General features: G+C 66.9%; 11 protein-coding genes. 2 read left to right on the top strand and 9 right to left on the bottom strand.

Annotated features, from left to right (window positions below):
- Nucleotides 1-460: 460 nt before the first annotated feature.
- A complete protein-coding gene (locus Q8Q88_RS10185) occupies nt 461-1,468 on the bottom strand; it encodes an alpha/beta hydrolase (protein WP_305675081.1) in 1,008 nt (335 codons plus the stop codon).
- Nucleotides 1,469-1,514: 46 nt separating this feature from the next.
- Nucleotides 1,515-2,282, bottom strand: coding sequence for an alpha/beta fold hydrolase (locus Q8Q88_RS10180; RefSeq protein ID WP_305675080.1), 768 nt, complete (start codon nt 2,280-2,282; stop codon nt 1,515-1,517).
- Between the two features lie 137 nt (nt 2,283-2,419).
- On the opposite strand from Q8Q88_RS10180, the gene Q8Q88_RS10175 reads away from it, so the two are divergent.
- Nucleotides 2,420-3,337, top strand: coding sequence for a LysR family transcriptional regulator (locus Q8Q88_RS10175; RefSeq protein WP_305675079.1), 918 nt, complete (start codon nt 2,420-2,422; stop codon nt 3,335-3,337).
- Nucleotides 3,338-3,397: 60 nt separating this feature from the next.
- Here the strand turns inward: Q8Q88_RS10175 and Q8Q88_RS10170 are convergent, their stop codons facing one another.
- Nucleotides 3,398-4,357: an MBL fold metallo-hydrolase gene (locus tag Q8Q88_RS10170; protein ID WP_305675078.1), complete on the bottom strand. Its 960-nt coding sequence runs from the start codon at nt 4,355-4,357 to the stop codon at nt 3,398-3,400.
- 276 nt (nt 4,358-4,633) lie between these two features.
- Nucleotides 4,634-5,536 (bottom strand): NAD(P)/FAD-dependent oxidoreductase, encoded by a 903-nt coding sequence (locus Q8Q88_RS10165; RefSeq protein WP_305675077.1) that lies wholly within the window; start codon nt 5,534-5,536, stop codon nt 4,634-4,636.
- 95 nt (nt 5,537-5,631) lie between these two features.
- Here Q8Q88_RS10165 and Q8Q88_RS10160 point away from each other — a divergent pair, with 95 nt between their 5' ends.
- A complete protein-coding gene (locus tag Q8Q88_RS10160; RefSeq protein ID WP_305675076.1) occupies nt 5,632-6,072 on the top strand; it encodes an Rrf2 family transcriptional regulator in 441 nt (146 codons plus the stop codon).
- Between the two features lie 405 nt (nt 6,073-6,477).
- On the opposite strand, the gene Q8Q88_RS10155 is transcribed toward Q8Q88_RS10160, so the two are convergent.
- The 5 genes from Q8Q88_RS10155 to Q8Q88_RS10135 all read right to left on the bottom strand — a co-directional run bounded on the left by Q8Q88_RS10155 (nt 6,478) and on the right by Q8Q88_RS10135 (nt 14,948).
- Nucleotides 6,478-8,817: a TonB-dependent receptor gene (locus tag Q8Q88_RS10155; protein WP_305675075.1), complete on the bottom strand. Its 2,340-nt coding sequence runs from the start codon at nt 8,815-8,817 to the stop codon at nt 6,478-6,480.
- Between the two features lie 530 nt (nt 8,818-9,347).
- Nucleotides 9,348-10,286, bottom strand: a complete 939-nt coding sequence (locus Q8Q88_RS10150; protein ID WP_305675074.1) for an alpha/beta hydrolase — start codon at nt 10,284-10,286, stop codon at nt 9,348-9,350.
- Between the two features lie 49 nt (nt 10,287-10,335).
- Nucleotides 10,336-11,775 carry an NAD-dependent succinate-semialdehyde dehydrogenase gene (locus Q8Q88_RS10145; protein ID WP_305675082.1) on the bottom strand — a complete coding sequence of 480 codons (1,440 nt, stop codon included), beginning with the start codon at nt 11,773-11,775 and terminating at the stop codon, nt 10,336-10,338.
- An 83-nt stretch (nt 11,776-11,858) separates the two neighbouring features.
- On the bottom strand, nt 11,859-13,604 hold the full coding sequence (locus tag Q8Q88_RS10140; protein WP_305675073.1) for an acetolactate synthase catalytic subunit: 1,746 nt from the start codon (nt 13,602-13,604) through the stop codon (nt 11,859-11,861).
- Nucleotides 13,605-14,177: 573 nt separating this feature from the next.
- Nucleotides 14,178-14,948 (bottom strand): IclR family transcriptional regulator, encoded by a 771-nt coding sequence (locus Q8Q88_RS10135; protein WP_305675072.1) that lies wholly within the window; start codon nt 14,946-14,948, stop codon nt 14,178-14,180.
- Nucleotides 14,949-14,956 lie beyond the last annotated feature (8 nt).

Genomic DNA, 14,956 nt, shown 5'->3' with positions numbered 1-14,956 from the left:
GTGGGACCCAGCTTGCGGATACCATCAGGGCCAGCAGTCCTCGAAACGACTGCATCAACAGGCCGGACACAAGACTGCACCCGACCCAGCCGCCAAAACTTCAAATCGAGCCTTGCAACGCGGGAGCCATCCACACAGGACGCTCCTACGGTCTCAGAAGGGGCCTTTCGAGACCTTGGCTTATGGCCGGGGAGCGGACTCGGCCAGACGTCCGCATGCAGGAACGCCACTCTCGGCCGGTTGCGACCGGTGGGCTCAGGCCGTCAAACGGACGCTCAAACCGCCATGACGGACGACGTTCACTCTGGCCCGCGGTCGCTCAAGGACGCCGCCAGTTCTCAAATGACTGCGTGTCGCTGAAGCGCGTCAACTGGTGGCGGAGAGACCGCTCTGACTGGGCGCCACAGCCAGTCCTTCGAACGCCGGAGGACGGGCGGAGCTTGCGGCTCCGCCCGGCCGGTCAGCGCGCAAAGGCGGCCCGTAGCTCGGTACTGGCTTGGGCGATCGCGGCCCGGGCAGAGCGCGTCTCGGCGAGCGCGTTCAGCATGACGAAGTCATGGATCGTCGCGTTGTACCGGGTCGAGGTCACCGGCACGCCCGCCTGGAGCAGCTTGCGTGCATAAGCTTCGCCCTCGTCCCGCAGAAGGTCGTTCTCGGCGACGATGACTGTGGCGCTGGGCAGGCTCCGCAGGGCCGCGACAGGCGCCCGCAGGGGGAAGGCCGCCACCTCGCCCCGGCGCGCCGCCGGGAAATTGGCCGCCAGAAAGTACTCCATGGCCTTCTTCGTGAGGAACGGACCGTCGCCGAAGCGGCGATAGGAGTCGTCGTCCGAAATGTCGTCGGTCACGGGATAGAACAGAACCTGATGGACGATGGCGGGCCCCTTGCGCGCCTTGGCCATCATCGTCAGCAAGGCCGCCATGTGGCCGCCGGCGCTGTCGCCTGCCACGGCGATGCGGCGCGGGTCGAGGTTCAGCGCCGGAGCGTTCCGGGCGACGTACTCCAGCGCAGCGTAGGCCTGCTCGTTGTTCTCGGGATAGGTCACCTCGGGCGCATTGTCGTAGTCGACGAACACCACGGCCGCGCCAGCGCCCGCGGACAGTTCGCGGATCAGGTGGTCGTGGGTGTTGCGGTCGCCCATCACCCATCCTCCGCCGTGTAGGTAGAGGATGACGGGCAACCTTCCCCTGGCCGCCTCCGGGCGGACGATGCGGACCCGGACCTTGCCTGTCGGGCCGACAGGCCAGACGGCGTCCTGGACCACAGTGGCGGCGCTGGGGATCCGCTGGGCCTGCACGGTGGCCAGCACCTGGCGGGCATGGGCGTGCGGGAGGGTGTAGAGCGGCGGGGCCTTCGCGGCGGCGTCGACGAAAGCTTGGGCTCCCGGTTCTAGCACCTGTGCGGCGACCGACGAGGGGGAGATCAACGCCGCGACGACGGCGGCGGAGACGATCGGAAACGTTTTCATGGGAATGATCCTGAAGCGGTGAATTGGAATGAGCGGGCTGCGCCGATCAGCGCGCGGCGCCGAGCGCGCCTTGAGCGGCCTGATCGATCACTTCCGCGACGGCCTTCGGCTGGGTGAAGAAGACCACGTGACTGCCGCTCACCTCGGTCGTGGTCGCGCCGATGCGGCGGGCGGTGCTGCGCAGCAGCCTGGGGTCGATGGCCCCGTCCTCAGTGGCCACCACATACCAGGAGGGCTTGGTTTTCCACGACGCCCGGGTGACCTTGGCTTCCAGGGCTTTCATGGCGATCGGACCCTGACTATCCCGCAGGAACCGCGCGTCGGGGTCCTGGGTGTCGGCGGCGAACCCGGCCTTGAACGGATCGGCCTTCAGGAAGGCGAAGCCATCGGACTGGACGTCGGGCTGGAAGTGGGGCGGCGGCGGGACCTCGGCGTATTGGTCCAGCGTCGACTGGCCCACGTCGGGCGCGAAGGCGGCCACGTACACGAGGCCGGCCACCTTCGGGTCGTCGCCCGCCTCGGTGATTACCGAGCCGCCGTAGGAGTGGCCGACCAGGATGGCCGGGCCATCCTGGCGGGCCAGCGCCCGGCGGGTGGCGGCAACGTCGTCGGCGAAAGACGTCAGGGGGTTCTGGACAACGCTGACCTTGTAGCCGCGGGCTGTGAGTTCGTCATAGACGCCGCGCCAGCCCGAGCCGTCGGCGAAGGCTCCGTGGACGAGGATGACGTTGCGGACCGCCGCGGGCTGCGCCGCAGCGGCGGCGGCGGTCAGGGCCAGGGTCGCGGTGGCGGCCAGGGCAAGGGACTTGATCATTGTGTAGCTCCGAATTGAGTTCGCCCCTGCGCGGGACAATCGAAGCCTAGTCGGAGCTATTTGCCTTGATTATCCGGAAAATTCGGGCATCACCGTCCCGCGCACAGATACAATCGCGCGTAGCGGGGGATAGCTCTATGCTGCGGGACTTCAGCGACACGATCGCCTTCGTGAAGGTCGTCCAGGAAGGCAGCTTCACCAGCGCGGCCCGGGCGCTGAAAACGCCGAAGACCCGGATCAGCCGTAAGGTCCAGGAGCTTGAGGCCAGGCTGGGCGCGCAGCTCCTCAACCGGACGACGCGGAGCCTGAAGCTCACCGAGGCCGGCGCCGTCTACTTCCACCACTGCGAAGGGCTCGTGAAGGAGCTGGAGGACGCCGAGCACGCGGTCGGCGAACTCCAGCAGCATCCGCGCGGCTGGCTGCGGATCACCGCGCCGCATTGGCTGGGCATCCGGATCCTCGCGCCGGCGCTCGTCGAGTTCCGTCGCTTCTATCCCGACGTACAACCGCAGTTGCTGCTCGGGCACGAGGTCGTGGACCTGATGGCCAAGGAGATCGACATCGCCTTCCGGCTACAGGAGGGGGACCTGCCGGACTCCTCGCTCGCCGCCCGCAGGATGGGCGCGTTGCCGATGGGCCTCTATGCGGCGCCGAGGTACCTTGAGCAGGCGGGAGAGCCGCAGCATCCGGACGAACTGGCGGCACACGCCGGGCTGTTCACCCAGTTCTACTTCAATCGCCCGACGGTGGCTTGGCCGCTCTCCCGGGGTGATGAGCGAGGCCACTTCCCCGTTCGCCCGGTGGCGGTGGCCTCCGACCCGGAGGGACTACACCCCTTCCTGCTCGCCGGCGAGGGACTGATGCTGGCCAACCACGTGCGTGTGGCGGCCGAGGTCCAGGCGGGCCGGCTGGTGCGGGTGCTGCCCGATTGGCAGGGTCCTGCTCCCAGCCTCTACGCCGTCCGGCCTGGGGCCCGGGTGCAGCCGCCGAAGGTGAAGGCGCTCCTGGACTTCCTGGTCCCGCGGATCGACCTTCGGGCCATCCCGGGCGCATAGCGACGGCCGCCCCCCCGAGGCGCAGAAGCGCCCGGCCGTCCGCAGATAGGGTCGGGCAGTTCAGTCGTGGTAGCGGTGCGGCGCCGGAACCCAAACATAGCCCTGGCCTTCCGGCCGCACCCGGCCGACGCCCGGGAAGTTCAGGTGGGCGGCGGCGACCAGGGTCCGATCGCGGCCGGCCGCCGAGAACAGCCGGGCACGTTCGGCTCGCGCGGCGTCCTGGTCGACGTCGAAGGCAATGGTGATCTCAGGACGCGGCATCTGCACGGCGCCGACGTGGATCAGGTCGCCCCAGAACTCCAGGCTCTGGCCCTCGCTCTCGATGCGATAGACCGCATGGCCAGGGGTATGGCCGGGGGCCGGCCGGGCGCTGACGCCGGGGAACAGTTGCGTGGCGCCCCGGAACGTGGCGAGCCGGCCCACCCGGCGATAGGGCTCCACCGTCTTCATCGCCTCTTCGATGTGGCGCGCCTCCGCCGCATGCCCGTGGTCCCGGGCGCCATCCAGGAAAAACGCCTCGTCGGCCGCCCCCGCATGGACGGTGGCGTTTGGATACGCGATGCGCCCACCCCGGGTCAGGCCGCCGGAATGGTCCGTATGGATGTGGGTGACCAGTATGTCGTCCACGTCCCCGGCGCTGTAGCCCGCCGCCGCCAAGCTCTGCATCAGCTTGCCGCCAAAGGCGCCGAAGAGATCGCCGGCGCCAGCGTCGACCAGGATCTGCCGGTCGCCCGTGTCGACAAGATAGGCATTGATGGAAGTCTCCACGGTGCGTCCCTGGAACTCGCGATCCAGAAGGGCGTCGATTTCCGCCTTCGGCGCGCCTTTGAGCAGCGGATCGACGTCGAGCGGCAGCGTACCGTCGCTCAGAGCGAAGAGCTGGAAGCGGCCGATCTGGAACTTCGCGACGCCCCGCGCGGCCGCGGATGCGTGCGGTGGGGCCGCAGCGCGGGTTTGGGCGGAGATCGGCCCGGCAGCGAGCGCAAACACGGAGGCAGCAAGCAGGAACGTCTTGAGCATCGGGCAATCCCCTGTCGAAAGCTCTGTTTCAGGATGGCTTGAGCGATACGGGCGCGGGGCATTCGGCGTTAGGCCGGGAAACCGGGATGGATTGTCCTGCGAACCGCAACAAATGCCGCCCAGGCGGCGCGGGCCCGACCCGGGTAGGTCGAATGTGCCGGCAGCCCCGTTCTCTACGCGCCGGCGCCTTCACCAGGCCGGGGCGCCCGACTCTGGCGGCGGCCCTTCCAGGGGAAAGCCTCCGCCGGTCGAAGGCGCACCTCTTCGTCGGCTGGCTCAGGCCGCCGCCTGAGCGAGCACCAATGAGCGATGCGCCGAGACGCCGGCCAGAACCCCCGCCGCCGAGGCAAGGGTCGCATTGTGCATCCCCTGGGCGGCGTCGCCGGCGGCGAAGACGCCGCTGATGGTGGTCCGCTTCACCGCGTCGACCTGGATGTAGGGTCCGGTCGGTCCGTCTTCGAAGGCGCAGCCCAGCTGTTCGGCAAGCGAACTTGCCATGCGCGTCCTGGGCGCCGTGAACACGGCCTGCGCCGCAATGATGCGCCCATCGGCGAGGCGGAGCGCCTCGGTGTGGGGGGCGTCGCCCAAGAGCTCGACGACCGGGACGCGCTCAACATCGACGCTGCGCAGAGCAAGTCGTCCAGCCTCGTCGAGGGTCGGCTCGAACTGACCTTGGGTGAACAGGGTGGTGGGCCCCCAGTCGGGCAGTAGGAGCGCCTGGTGAATCGACATGGGGTTGCTGGCGACCACCGCAAGCGGCCGCCCCCGAACCTCATAGCCATGACAATACGGACAGTGCAGCACGCTCACGCCCCATCGCATCTGCATGGACGGCAACGGCAAGTCGTCAATGAGCCCGGTGGCGAGCACGAGCCGGCGACCCTCGACGGCGCCGCCGTCCGCCAGGCCCACCGTGAACGTGTCGTCAGACCGAACTCGCACCGCCTCCCCTTGAAGGAAGTCGAGCGTGGGATAGGCAGAGAGCTGGCGACGGCCTTCACTCAAGACTGCTTCGGGCGCGACGCCGTCCTGGCCGAGGAAGCCGTGGGACGCCGCGGCGAAGCGGTTCCGCGGCCGGCCGGCATCCACCAACAGCACCCGGCGTTGGGCGCGCGCCAGCTGCATGCCGGCCGAGAGCCCAGCGAAGCTGCCGCCCACCACGATCACATCATAAACCATTTCACGACCTCATGTATCTTTATGAGTTACATATAGGCGCGGACGTCTTTCACGCAACTCCTGTTGTGTCGTGAAAAAGTGAGGTACATAAGCGCGTGCGCAGCGACAGCCGTCTTTCACGCATGCTCCATGTGCTGATCCACATGGCCCGGCATGACGGGCCGGTCACCTCGGAGGTGATCGCGCGGATGCTCAACACCAACCCCGTTGTCGTGCGTCGAACCATGGCCGGGCTGCGGGACCACGGCTATGTCGCCTCGGGGAAGGGTCACGGCGGGGGATGGGTGCTTAATCGTCCCCTGGAGTCCATCACCTTGCGTGACGTCTACGATGCCTTGGGCGCGCCAACCTTGTTCGCGATCGGACCTGCGGACGACGCGCCCGATTGTCTCGTCGAACAGGCTGTCAACGCCGCAATGTCAGAGGCGCTTGCGGAGGCCGAGCGGCGGCTCCTGTCGCAGTTCGGAAGGGTTACGATCGCCAGCCTGGCGGCGGACTTCGACCGCCGGCTGATGGCGGGCTCGACCGACCCCTGAGGCCTCGGACGCCGAGCGTCGAGCGGCTTAACCCCGTCCACTAATTCGGGGGAAGATCAGACCGCTGCTGGCGCCCTGTCGCCCCGTCGCTGGGCGCGAAGGCAGAGCTCGACCGCAGTCGCCTCGAAGGTCGAGACCGTCCGGATGCCCATGGACGTGCTGATCATCGCCGTCCGGCTCGATCCGGTGGTCCATACGGGCGATGGCGTCGCCTACCTGGCCCGCGAATGGACCGATCTCGAGCTGAGCTGAGCCTCGGGCAAGGCAAGACAGGAACGCCCTCCCGGCCGCCAGGGCCGGGAGGACGTCTGCCTTGGCCTTCGGGAGGAGGTCAGGCCAGAAGCTTGGAATTGGGAAGATCAGCCCGGCGCGGGTGGGAGGGCGTCCGCGCCGGGCCTCGCGCGACTACATGGTGTAGCGCAGCGTCAAGCCGTAGGTGCGCGGCTCGTTGAAGACCGGGAAGAAGAAGCCCAGGCTCGACAGGTCGTTCATGTCGGTCAGATAGCGGTTGTCGCCGACATTGCGAACGAACACCGACAGGTCGACCCCCGAGCTGTGGGAGACCCCCGCATTGAGGTTCACCTCGCCGTGGCGGGCGCTCACCATCGGCGCATCGTTGAGCGCGCTGAAGTAGACCTTCGACTGATAGGAGAAGTCGCCGCCCACCCTGGCCGTCCAACCGTCGCTGAGATCGAAACGATAGGTCGCGCTGCCGGTCGCCTGCAGGCGGGGCGTCTTGTCCAGCCTGTTTCCGTTGAAGTCGCCACGGATCGGATCGATGAAGTCGGCGTAGGTGGCGTGGACATAGGCCGCGCCCAGATTCAGATCCAGACCGCGCATCGGCCGGGCCTGGATCTCGACCTCCGCGCCATAGACCTCCGCGTCGGCGTTCTGCAACCGCTGCAGCGGCACGCCGCCGGCGGGGTTCGGTTCGAGGCTGAAGACCTGCAGGTTCCGATAGTCGTAGTAGAAGGCCGAAGCGTTGACCCGCCAAGTACGGTCGAACAGGTCGGTCTTCACGCCGGCTTCGAAGGCGTCGATGCTCTCCGGATCGACGGCGTTGAATTCGATCCCGTTGAACAGCGCCGCGGTGTTGTAGCCCCCCGCCCGCAGGCCGCGTGAGTAGCTGGCGTAGGCGTTCACCGTCGGGCTGGCCTTGTAGGCGAGCGCCAGTCGCCAGGTCGGCTTCTTGAGCGTGGTGACGGTGCGCGAAGGCAGATCGATCGCGAAGTTGGTCGGATCGGCGTCGACGAACCCGACCAGGCGATCCTGCAGACGCGCCCGCGGATCGCTGTCCGGGTTGACCGGCCCGCCATAGGTTATGAAGCTCAAGGTCTTCTTGTCGTCGGTATAGCGCAGCCCCGCGGTGACCGTCAGCTGGTCGGTCACCTCGTAGTCGACCTGCGCGAAGACGGCCTTGCTGGCGGTCCGCTGGGTGAAGACACGCTCCACGGTCAAGACCGAATTGGCCGGATCGAAGTGAGGTTGCGTGGGGTCGGGATTGAACTCCCGCAACACGCTGAGATTGGTGACGCTCGAAAGCTTCTCTTGCAGGTAATAGAGACCGGCGACCCATTTGAGCGGACCGTCGCCGTTCGAGGCCAGGCGAAGCTCATTGCTCACCTGCTCCGACTTTTCCACCCAAACCGGCAGCTCGGCGATGGCGAACGGCGAGTATTCGATATCCTGGTTGAGATCGCGCTTGTTATAGACGTACCCCGTTATCGAGGTCAGGCTGAGATTGTCACCGTTCCAAACGACCGATAGGCGGTCGGCGAAGTTCGTGAGATTCTCGTAATTGTCTCGGACGTTGGTATTGAATTCATCGATATTCGCATTGGCCTTGTAACCCGAGATCGGGTTCACGCAGATCGTGCGCGCCAGGACTTCCTCGCCGGTGCAGGCCCTGTTCGCCGTGAGGTGGAATGTGCCGAGCGACTGGTGGCCCAGGGCCGAGGACTTGCTGAAGCCGCCTTCGATCTTGTTCTGGATCTCGATGTCGGGGGTCGGCGTGAACAGGAACTGCAGCCGCCCCGCATAGGTCTCGATGCCATTGATGTCGCGGCCGTCCTGCAGATTGACGCCCCAGCCGTCACGACGCTTCACCACCACCGAAGCCCGCGCGGCCAACCTGTCGTCGATCAACGGGCCGCCCCCGGCCGCGTCGAAGAAGACCTGGTTGAACCGACCGGCCCCGACAGAGGCGGTGAACTCCGGAGAGAAGGTCGGCCGCCGGGTGACGTAGTTGATGACCCCACCGGTGGTGTTGCGGCCATACAGCGTGCCCTGCGGGCCTTTCAGCACCTCCACGCGGTCGACGTCGAAGACCGCGAAGAGCTGGCCGACGCTCGAGTTCAGAAAGACGTCGTCGACGGTGACGCCCACCGCGCCCGAAGAGGCGGCGTTGTAGTCGTTCACGCCGACGCCGCGGAGGAAGATCGTGGGGTTCGACGATTGGAAAAGGTTGTTGATCTGCAGGCCCGGGACGAACTGGGTCAGGTCCAGCGCGTTGCGAACGCCCCGTTCCGCCATCACTTCGCCGCTGAGCGCCGTGATCGCGATGGGAACGTTCTGGACGTTCTCGCCGCGCTTCTGGGCCGTGACCATGATCTCATCGAGCTGGGTGGCCGCGTCGAGTCCTGACGCGGTCGCGCCGGCCTCCTGAGCGAACGCCGTGGTCGTGGGCGCGACACACAGCGCCGCCACCAGGGCCGCGCGGCTCACAATGCTTTGTCGTCTCGACATGATTTCCCCTCCGGAAACAGTTTTTCGTTGTTGTTGATGCGCCCCGAGATCGAGCTCACGGCTGTGCGCTCGGCGCTCGTCATGCCCTGACTGAAAGGGGGCTTTGAAAACGCTTGGCGGGGGCCTCCCGCGCAGACCTGACGACCGCGGTATCGACAGCTTCGATCATATGGTCCCCCTTCAATTTGAGTTCAATATTTGGCATAAATTCATATATCGAAACAAGAGGGCGGCGGGTGAGGGTTAGGCGCCCTACGGGCTCCCGGGAGCCTGAACCGAATCTAACTAACTGATAAACTTACATTTCTTCTCCGCTTCGGGAATTCATGTCGCGGGAGTGGGGAAATCTGTTCCCTAGCGATAGGCTGCGCGAGCTGATGCGCTCGGCCGGCGACATGCAGCGGCATGCGTCGACCTACCCGCGGCGCATGGGCGATGCGCCGGCAAGCCCCGACGCCGGCCTTACCGACGCCCGCCTCAATGTGTGTTTGTCAGGCCAGCTCGAGCACGCTGTCGACCAGCGCCCCGCGTTAACGGCCGGCGCGACCCTGATCGAGAACCCGATCGAGGAAGATGCTGGCGCTTTCCAGCGCTTGCAGGCCCTCCGGAAGGACGCCCGCGAACATCGGCCAGACGTGGAACATGCCCGGCCAGACCTCGAGCGAGGTGCGAACGCGGTTGTCGGCCAGGTGGGTTGCCAGGCGCATGGCGTCGCTCAGCATGACCTCGCTCTCGCCGACCTGGACCAGGATCGGAGGAAGGCCGCGCACGTCGGCGAAGACGGGCGACGCATCCGGATCATTGGGGAGCGTGCCGCCAAGGGCCCGACGCGCCATCAGGACCAGGATCTCGCGGTTGCACAGGGGATCGATCCCGTCGCGGCTTATGTAGGATGCGCCAGTCATCTCCAGGTTCGCCCAGGGCGAGATCGCGACACCTCCTGCCGGCAAGGGGAACGATGCGTTTCGGGCTTTCACCATGGTCGACACGACCATGGCTCCGCCCGCGGAGTCGCCCGCGAACACGATGTTCCGAGTGTCCCCCACGTGGTCGGCCAGCCAGCGATAGGCCGCCAGGCTATCCTCCAGGGCGGCCGGGAATGGATGTTCCGGCGCCAGTCGATAGTCCGGCAGGTAGACCCTGGCGCCAAGCATCTTGGCATAGTGACCGGCGATGCCATGATAGCCGGACGGGCTCCCGGTCAGGTAGCCGCCCCCATGAAGGTAGAGGAGCGCCCTGTCGCCCTTCACCCCTTCGGGCGTGACGAGGGTTCCCGGAACCCCGCCCATGTCCACCTGGGCGATGCTCACGCCCTCCGGAGGAAGATTGCGCGCCAGTTCCTGATCGTAGCGCCGCCGCAACTCCGCCAGCGGGGTATCGAACGGCTCGCCCATCAGCAGCGGCGCGAATTCCATCGCGGCTGTCTTCCAGCCCTCCAGCCGTTCCAGCGCTATTTCGTTCAGCGGCATAGGCTTCACTCCGGTTGAAGGACGGTTCTGCGAACCGATCGAATTCGAGCTAGGGCGGGTCCGACGGCGAAGGGGCCGCCTGCCTGACGCCCACATACTGCGTGGTCAGATACTCTTCGATGCCCTCGGCCCCGCCCTCGCGTCCAAGGCCCGACTGCTTCACGCCTCCAAAGGGGGCGGCGGGGTCCGATATGAGCCCGGTGTTGATCCCTAGCATGCCGGTCTGGAGTTCATCCTGGAGCCGCAGCGTTCGATCGAGGTCGCGGGTGTAGGCATAGGCTGCCAGGCCGAGCTCACTGTCCATGGCGAGATCGATCGCCTCGCGGTCGTCGGAAAACTGCTGGATGGGGGCGACGGGACCGAAGATCTCCTCGCTCAGGACCCGCGATCCGGGCCGGACATCCAGGAGGATCGTCGGAGGATAGAAGTGACCCGGCCCCGCCGGGATCCCTCCGCCCAACACGAGCGCGGCGCCGCGGTCAACGGCGTCCTCGACCATCCGATGCACGTTCGTCCGGGCGGTCGCGCTGATCAGCGGTCCCATGATCTCGCCGTCCGAGGCGCCTCCAGCGGCGGAAAGGGCCGCAAACCGGTCGCGAAGCCGATCGACGAAGCTCGCCGCGACGGCCCTGTGCACCAGGAACCGGTTCGCCGCCGTGCAGGCCTGCCCCATGTTGCGGAGCTTGGCCTGCACCGCACCTTCGACCGCGGCGTCCAGGTCCGCGTCCTCGAAGACGATGAAGGGCGCGTTGCCGCCAAGTTCCATCGATGTTCGCAGGACGTTTGCCGCGGCGCCGGCGAGGATCGTGCGCCCGACCCGGGTCGAGCCGGTGAACGACACCTTCCTCAGACGCCGATCGGCCAGCAGCGCGCCGACCACGTCCTGGGCCCTGGTCGTCGACACCAGGTTGAGCACGCCAGGCGGCAGCCCCGCCTCCTCCATGAGCGATACGAAGAGCGCGGCGGTCAAAGGGGTGAGTTCGGCGGGCTTGAGCACCATGGCGCATCCCGCGGCGACCGCCGGCCCCACCTTCCGGGTGATCATCGCCAAGGGGAAGTTCCAGGGCGTTATCAGTAGGCAAGGCCCCACGGGCTTCTTGCTGATCAGATGCCGCAAAGGGCCGGCGGGCGCGCGTTGGTAGCGGCCGTGCACGCGGACGGCCTCTTCCGAGAACCAGCGCAGGAACTCGGCCGCGTAGGCGACCTCGCCGCGCGCTTCGTGGACCGACTTGCCCATCTCCATCGAGATGACCTGGGCGAAGCGGTCAGTTTGGGTGACGAGCCGCTCGTAGCCTCGCCGCAGGATCTCGGCGCGATCGCGAGGGTCTTTCAACGCCCAGGACGCCTGGACGCCGCTTGCCGCGTCCAGCGCCTCGATGGCGTCCTGCGGCGTAGCGTCGGCGACCCACGACAGCACCTCGCCCGTGGCCGGATTCTCGACGGGAAATGTTCCTCGATCGGATGCGTCCCGCCATGAGCCTCCGATCATCAGCTGCGGACGGACAGCCGGGAGCGCCTCGGCTTGGCGGAGGCGACCGGCGTCGGCGGCGGCGTGAGATGAAAGCATTGTCGCTACGCGCTCTGCAGCGCCCCGGAGGGCCGCGCGGTGGCCGGGACGTCCAGTCTCGCCGACTGCCCATCGAAGACGCGAAGCGGCGCGAAGGCGTCCGCGCTGCTCACGACGTCGAGCACCGTGACCTTCCGCGAGGCGATCGCCCGCTCCAGCGCCGGCGCGAACTGGCCAGGATCATCGATCCGGATCCCGATCGCGCCGACCGCCCGGGCGATGGCCGCATGATCCACCTCGGCGAAGGTGATGCCCGTGGTGCTGCGCCCGAAGCCGAGGTTCTCTCCGTGCCTTTGCATCGCCAGCTGCGCGTTGTTCAGCACGATGAGCGTGAACGGTATCTCCTCGCGCACCGCCATCTCGAGTTCGCACCAGACATGGGCGAAGCCTCCGTCACCCACCAGCGCCACGACGTTCGCGTCGGGCCGCGCCAGCTTGGCCCCGATCGCGAACGGCAGGCCCCAGCCGAGACCGGCCAGACCTCGCGGCGTGAGGAACCGCTGGCCGGCTCTCTGCGACGTGAGGTAGCCGGTCACCCAGACCGACGAGTAGCTCGCGTCAGCCACGACGATGTCCCGCGGACCAATCCGGCGGTCGAGCTCGGCCATCAACCGCTGCGGCATGATCGGCGTCGTGTCCGACTGACACTCGGGCGCGATAGCGCGCGCGCGCGCCACGCGACCTTCGCCGATCGCTTGCATAAGGTCGCCCGCAGCTTGCCGGCGCTTCGCCAGGTCCATGCCGCGCAGCGCTGCGGTCAGGTCCGCGATGGCCGCCTTTGCGTCGCCGACCAGCCGCAGCGACTCGTAGTTTCGGCCGACCTCCAACGGATCGACATCGATGTGGATGTAGGTGGCGCCAGGCGATGTCAGGCTCCACGCATCGGTCGCGTTCTCATTGGTCCGCGTTCCGATGAGGAGGACGACGTCGGCGCCGGCGATCAGCTCGCGGTGCGCGGCCGCCGGACCGTTCTGGCCGGTGATGTTGGCGGCGACGCCTAGCGCCAAGGGACCGGCCTCGTCGACCGCCCCCTTGCCCATGTTGGTCGTGGCGACGGGCAGTTTGCCCAGATCGATCAATTCGCCCAGTTCCTCGACGGCCTGCGCGGCGTGTACGCCGCCGCCGACGATCACCACCGGTGAGGCGGCGTTCGCGAGCAACCTCGCCGCGGCCGCCACGGCGTCGGCGTCAGGCCGCGGCCGATCGAGCGGGAACCCGCCCAGATCCTGCTTCCGCTCGAGCCCGTGCGGGTTCGAGGATTGCAGCAGCATGTCCTTGGCCAGCAGCAGTACGACAGGGCCTGGCCGGCCGCTGTTCGCCGCCACCATGGCGTGGTCGATGTATTCGGCCGCGCGATCTGGATCGTCGAGCCGGCGGGTCCATTTCGAGACCCCGGCGAAGAGCGCGAAGTGATCGAGCTCCTGGAACGCATTGCGGTCGCGTTGCGACGCCGGCACCTCCTGGACCAGGACGAGCATGGGGATCGACGCCTTCATCGCCTCCGCCATCGGCGCGACCATCAGGGTGGCGGCCGGTCCGTTCTGAGCAGCCACGACCCCGATCCGGTTCGAAATTCGGGCATAGGCGTCAGCCATGGCGCCCGCGGCGTTCTCGGTACGATAGAGGAACTGGCGAATCCCGGCGCCTTCCGCCGCCAGCATTAGCGCCGTCGGGTTGCTCTGTCCGAAGATGAAAGAAACCCCGTGACGGGTAAGCGCGGAGACGATTTCATCCGATACAGTATAAGTCATGTGGATTTCCCGGAATTCTCAATCGTTCTACGGCAAATAGAGGATCTGCCGGTTAAGACTGCTTCAGACAGCTCGAGGTCGGGCACGTTGGACAGGATCGCACCGCGCCCGCCTGCCCACCCCGCTCGATCTCCACCACGGCTTTTGAGCAGCCTGGCGATGGTCGACGCGCCCAGGTCAGAGAGGCCCCGGGCGCGCTCCGGGTCGGCGTGTGTCGAATGTGATTGCAAATATTGAAACATTGTCTTTATCTGACATTAGTTGAGTGCGGGTGTAAACCCGTGCGCGGGAAATTTATCCCTCGCGGGCGTGCGCTTGTGGGTGAGCGAGGGCCAGCACGAGGCGGCCGTACAGCGTCACGCGTCTTACCGGCAGGGTGGGCGCACAGGGAGGCAACCGGCGCGCCGGGATGTCGGCCGCCGCCGGAATTCAGAAGGGTGCGAAGACTCGTATCTCGACCACCGGCCGCGCAGCGGCGGCGGCGCGCGATCGAGCGCGGTCAGGTCCCGGCTGCGACGGCTCGCCGGGCGTTCGGCTCAGCGTCCATGATCCAAGGACGTTCGCCGGCGCACCTCAAGCGTCGCCGATTTCCTTCAGCAGTTCGCTAGCTTCAGCCGCGGCCGACATCATCGAGGCCTGGATCGCCTCACGAGACTTTTCCAGCCTGAAGTCCGGCGCGACGACGCCCACCGCGCCGAAGACCGATCCGGATGCGTCGAACACGGGCGCGCCCAGGGCGGTGATCCCGTCCTCCGACTGCCCTTCATCGATCGACCAACCGCGGACGGTTGTCTGTTGCAGTTCCTTCTCGAGCGCGCTGAGCATCGCCTTCCGCTGACGATCCGGCATTTGCGCAAGACTTGGCTCCAGCATCGCCGCCCGCGCGGCCCCGTCGAGGTGAGCGAGCACCGCCTTGCCTGCGGCGCGACGGTGCTCATTCCCCTTCATCCCAACATAGAGGCCCGAGACCCTGAGCCTTTGGGATCCCTCGATAAGAACCTTGAGAACGACACGGTCGCCCTCCTTGAGAGAGAGGAAGCAGGTCTCCAGCGTCGAGGCCGCCAGTCGCCTTACGATCCCGGCCAGGCGCTGTTCGGTGTTCTGGGCGCGCCGATATCCGCGGGCGAGGACATCGATCCCGTCGCCCAATTCAAGGCCGCCGGAGTCATTCCGTTCGATATAGCCCCGCGCGACGAGGGTGCGCAGCAGGTGGTAGCAAGTCGTAATGTTCAGATCGAGCGCCTTGGCGATGTCGCGGATGCTCGGGGGCTCCGGCGCTTCGGCGACATACTCCAGAAAGGAGAGCGCGCGCTCGACGGTCTGAAGCGTGTAGTTATTGTCCATGCAGCCTG

Origin of the sequence: Phenylobacterium sp. (genome assembly GCF_030697925.1) — a bacterium.
GTDB lineage: Bacteria > Pseudomonadota > Alphaproteobacteria > Caulobacterales > Caulobacteraceae > Phenylobacterium.
Note: the sequence above shows the minus strand (reverse complement) of the source record. Positions and strands in the feature narration are given on the sequence as shown.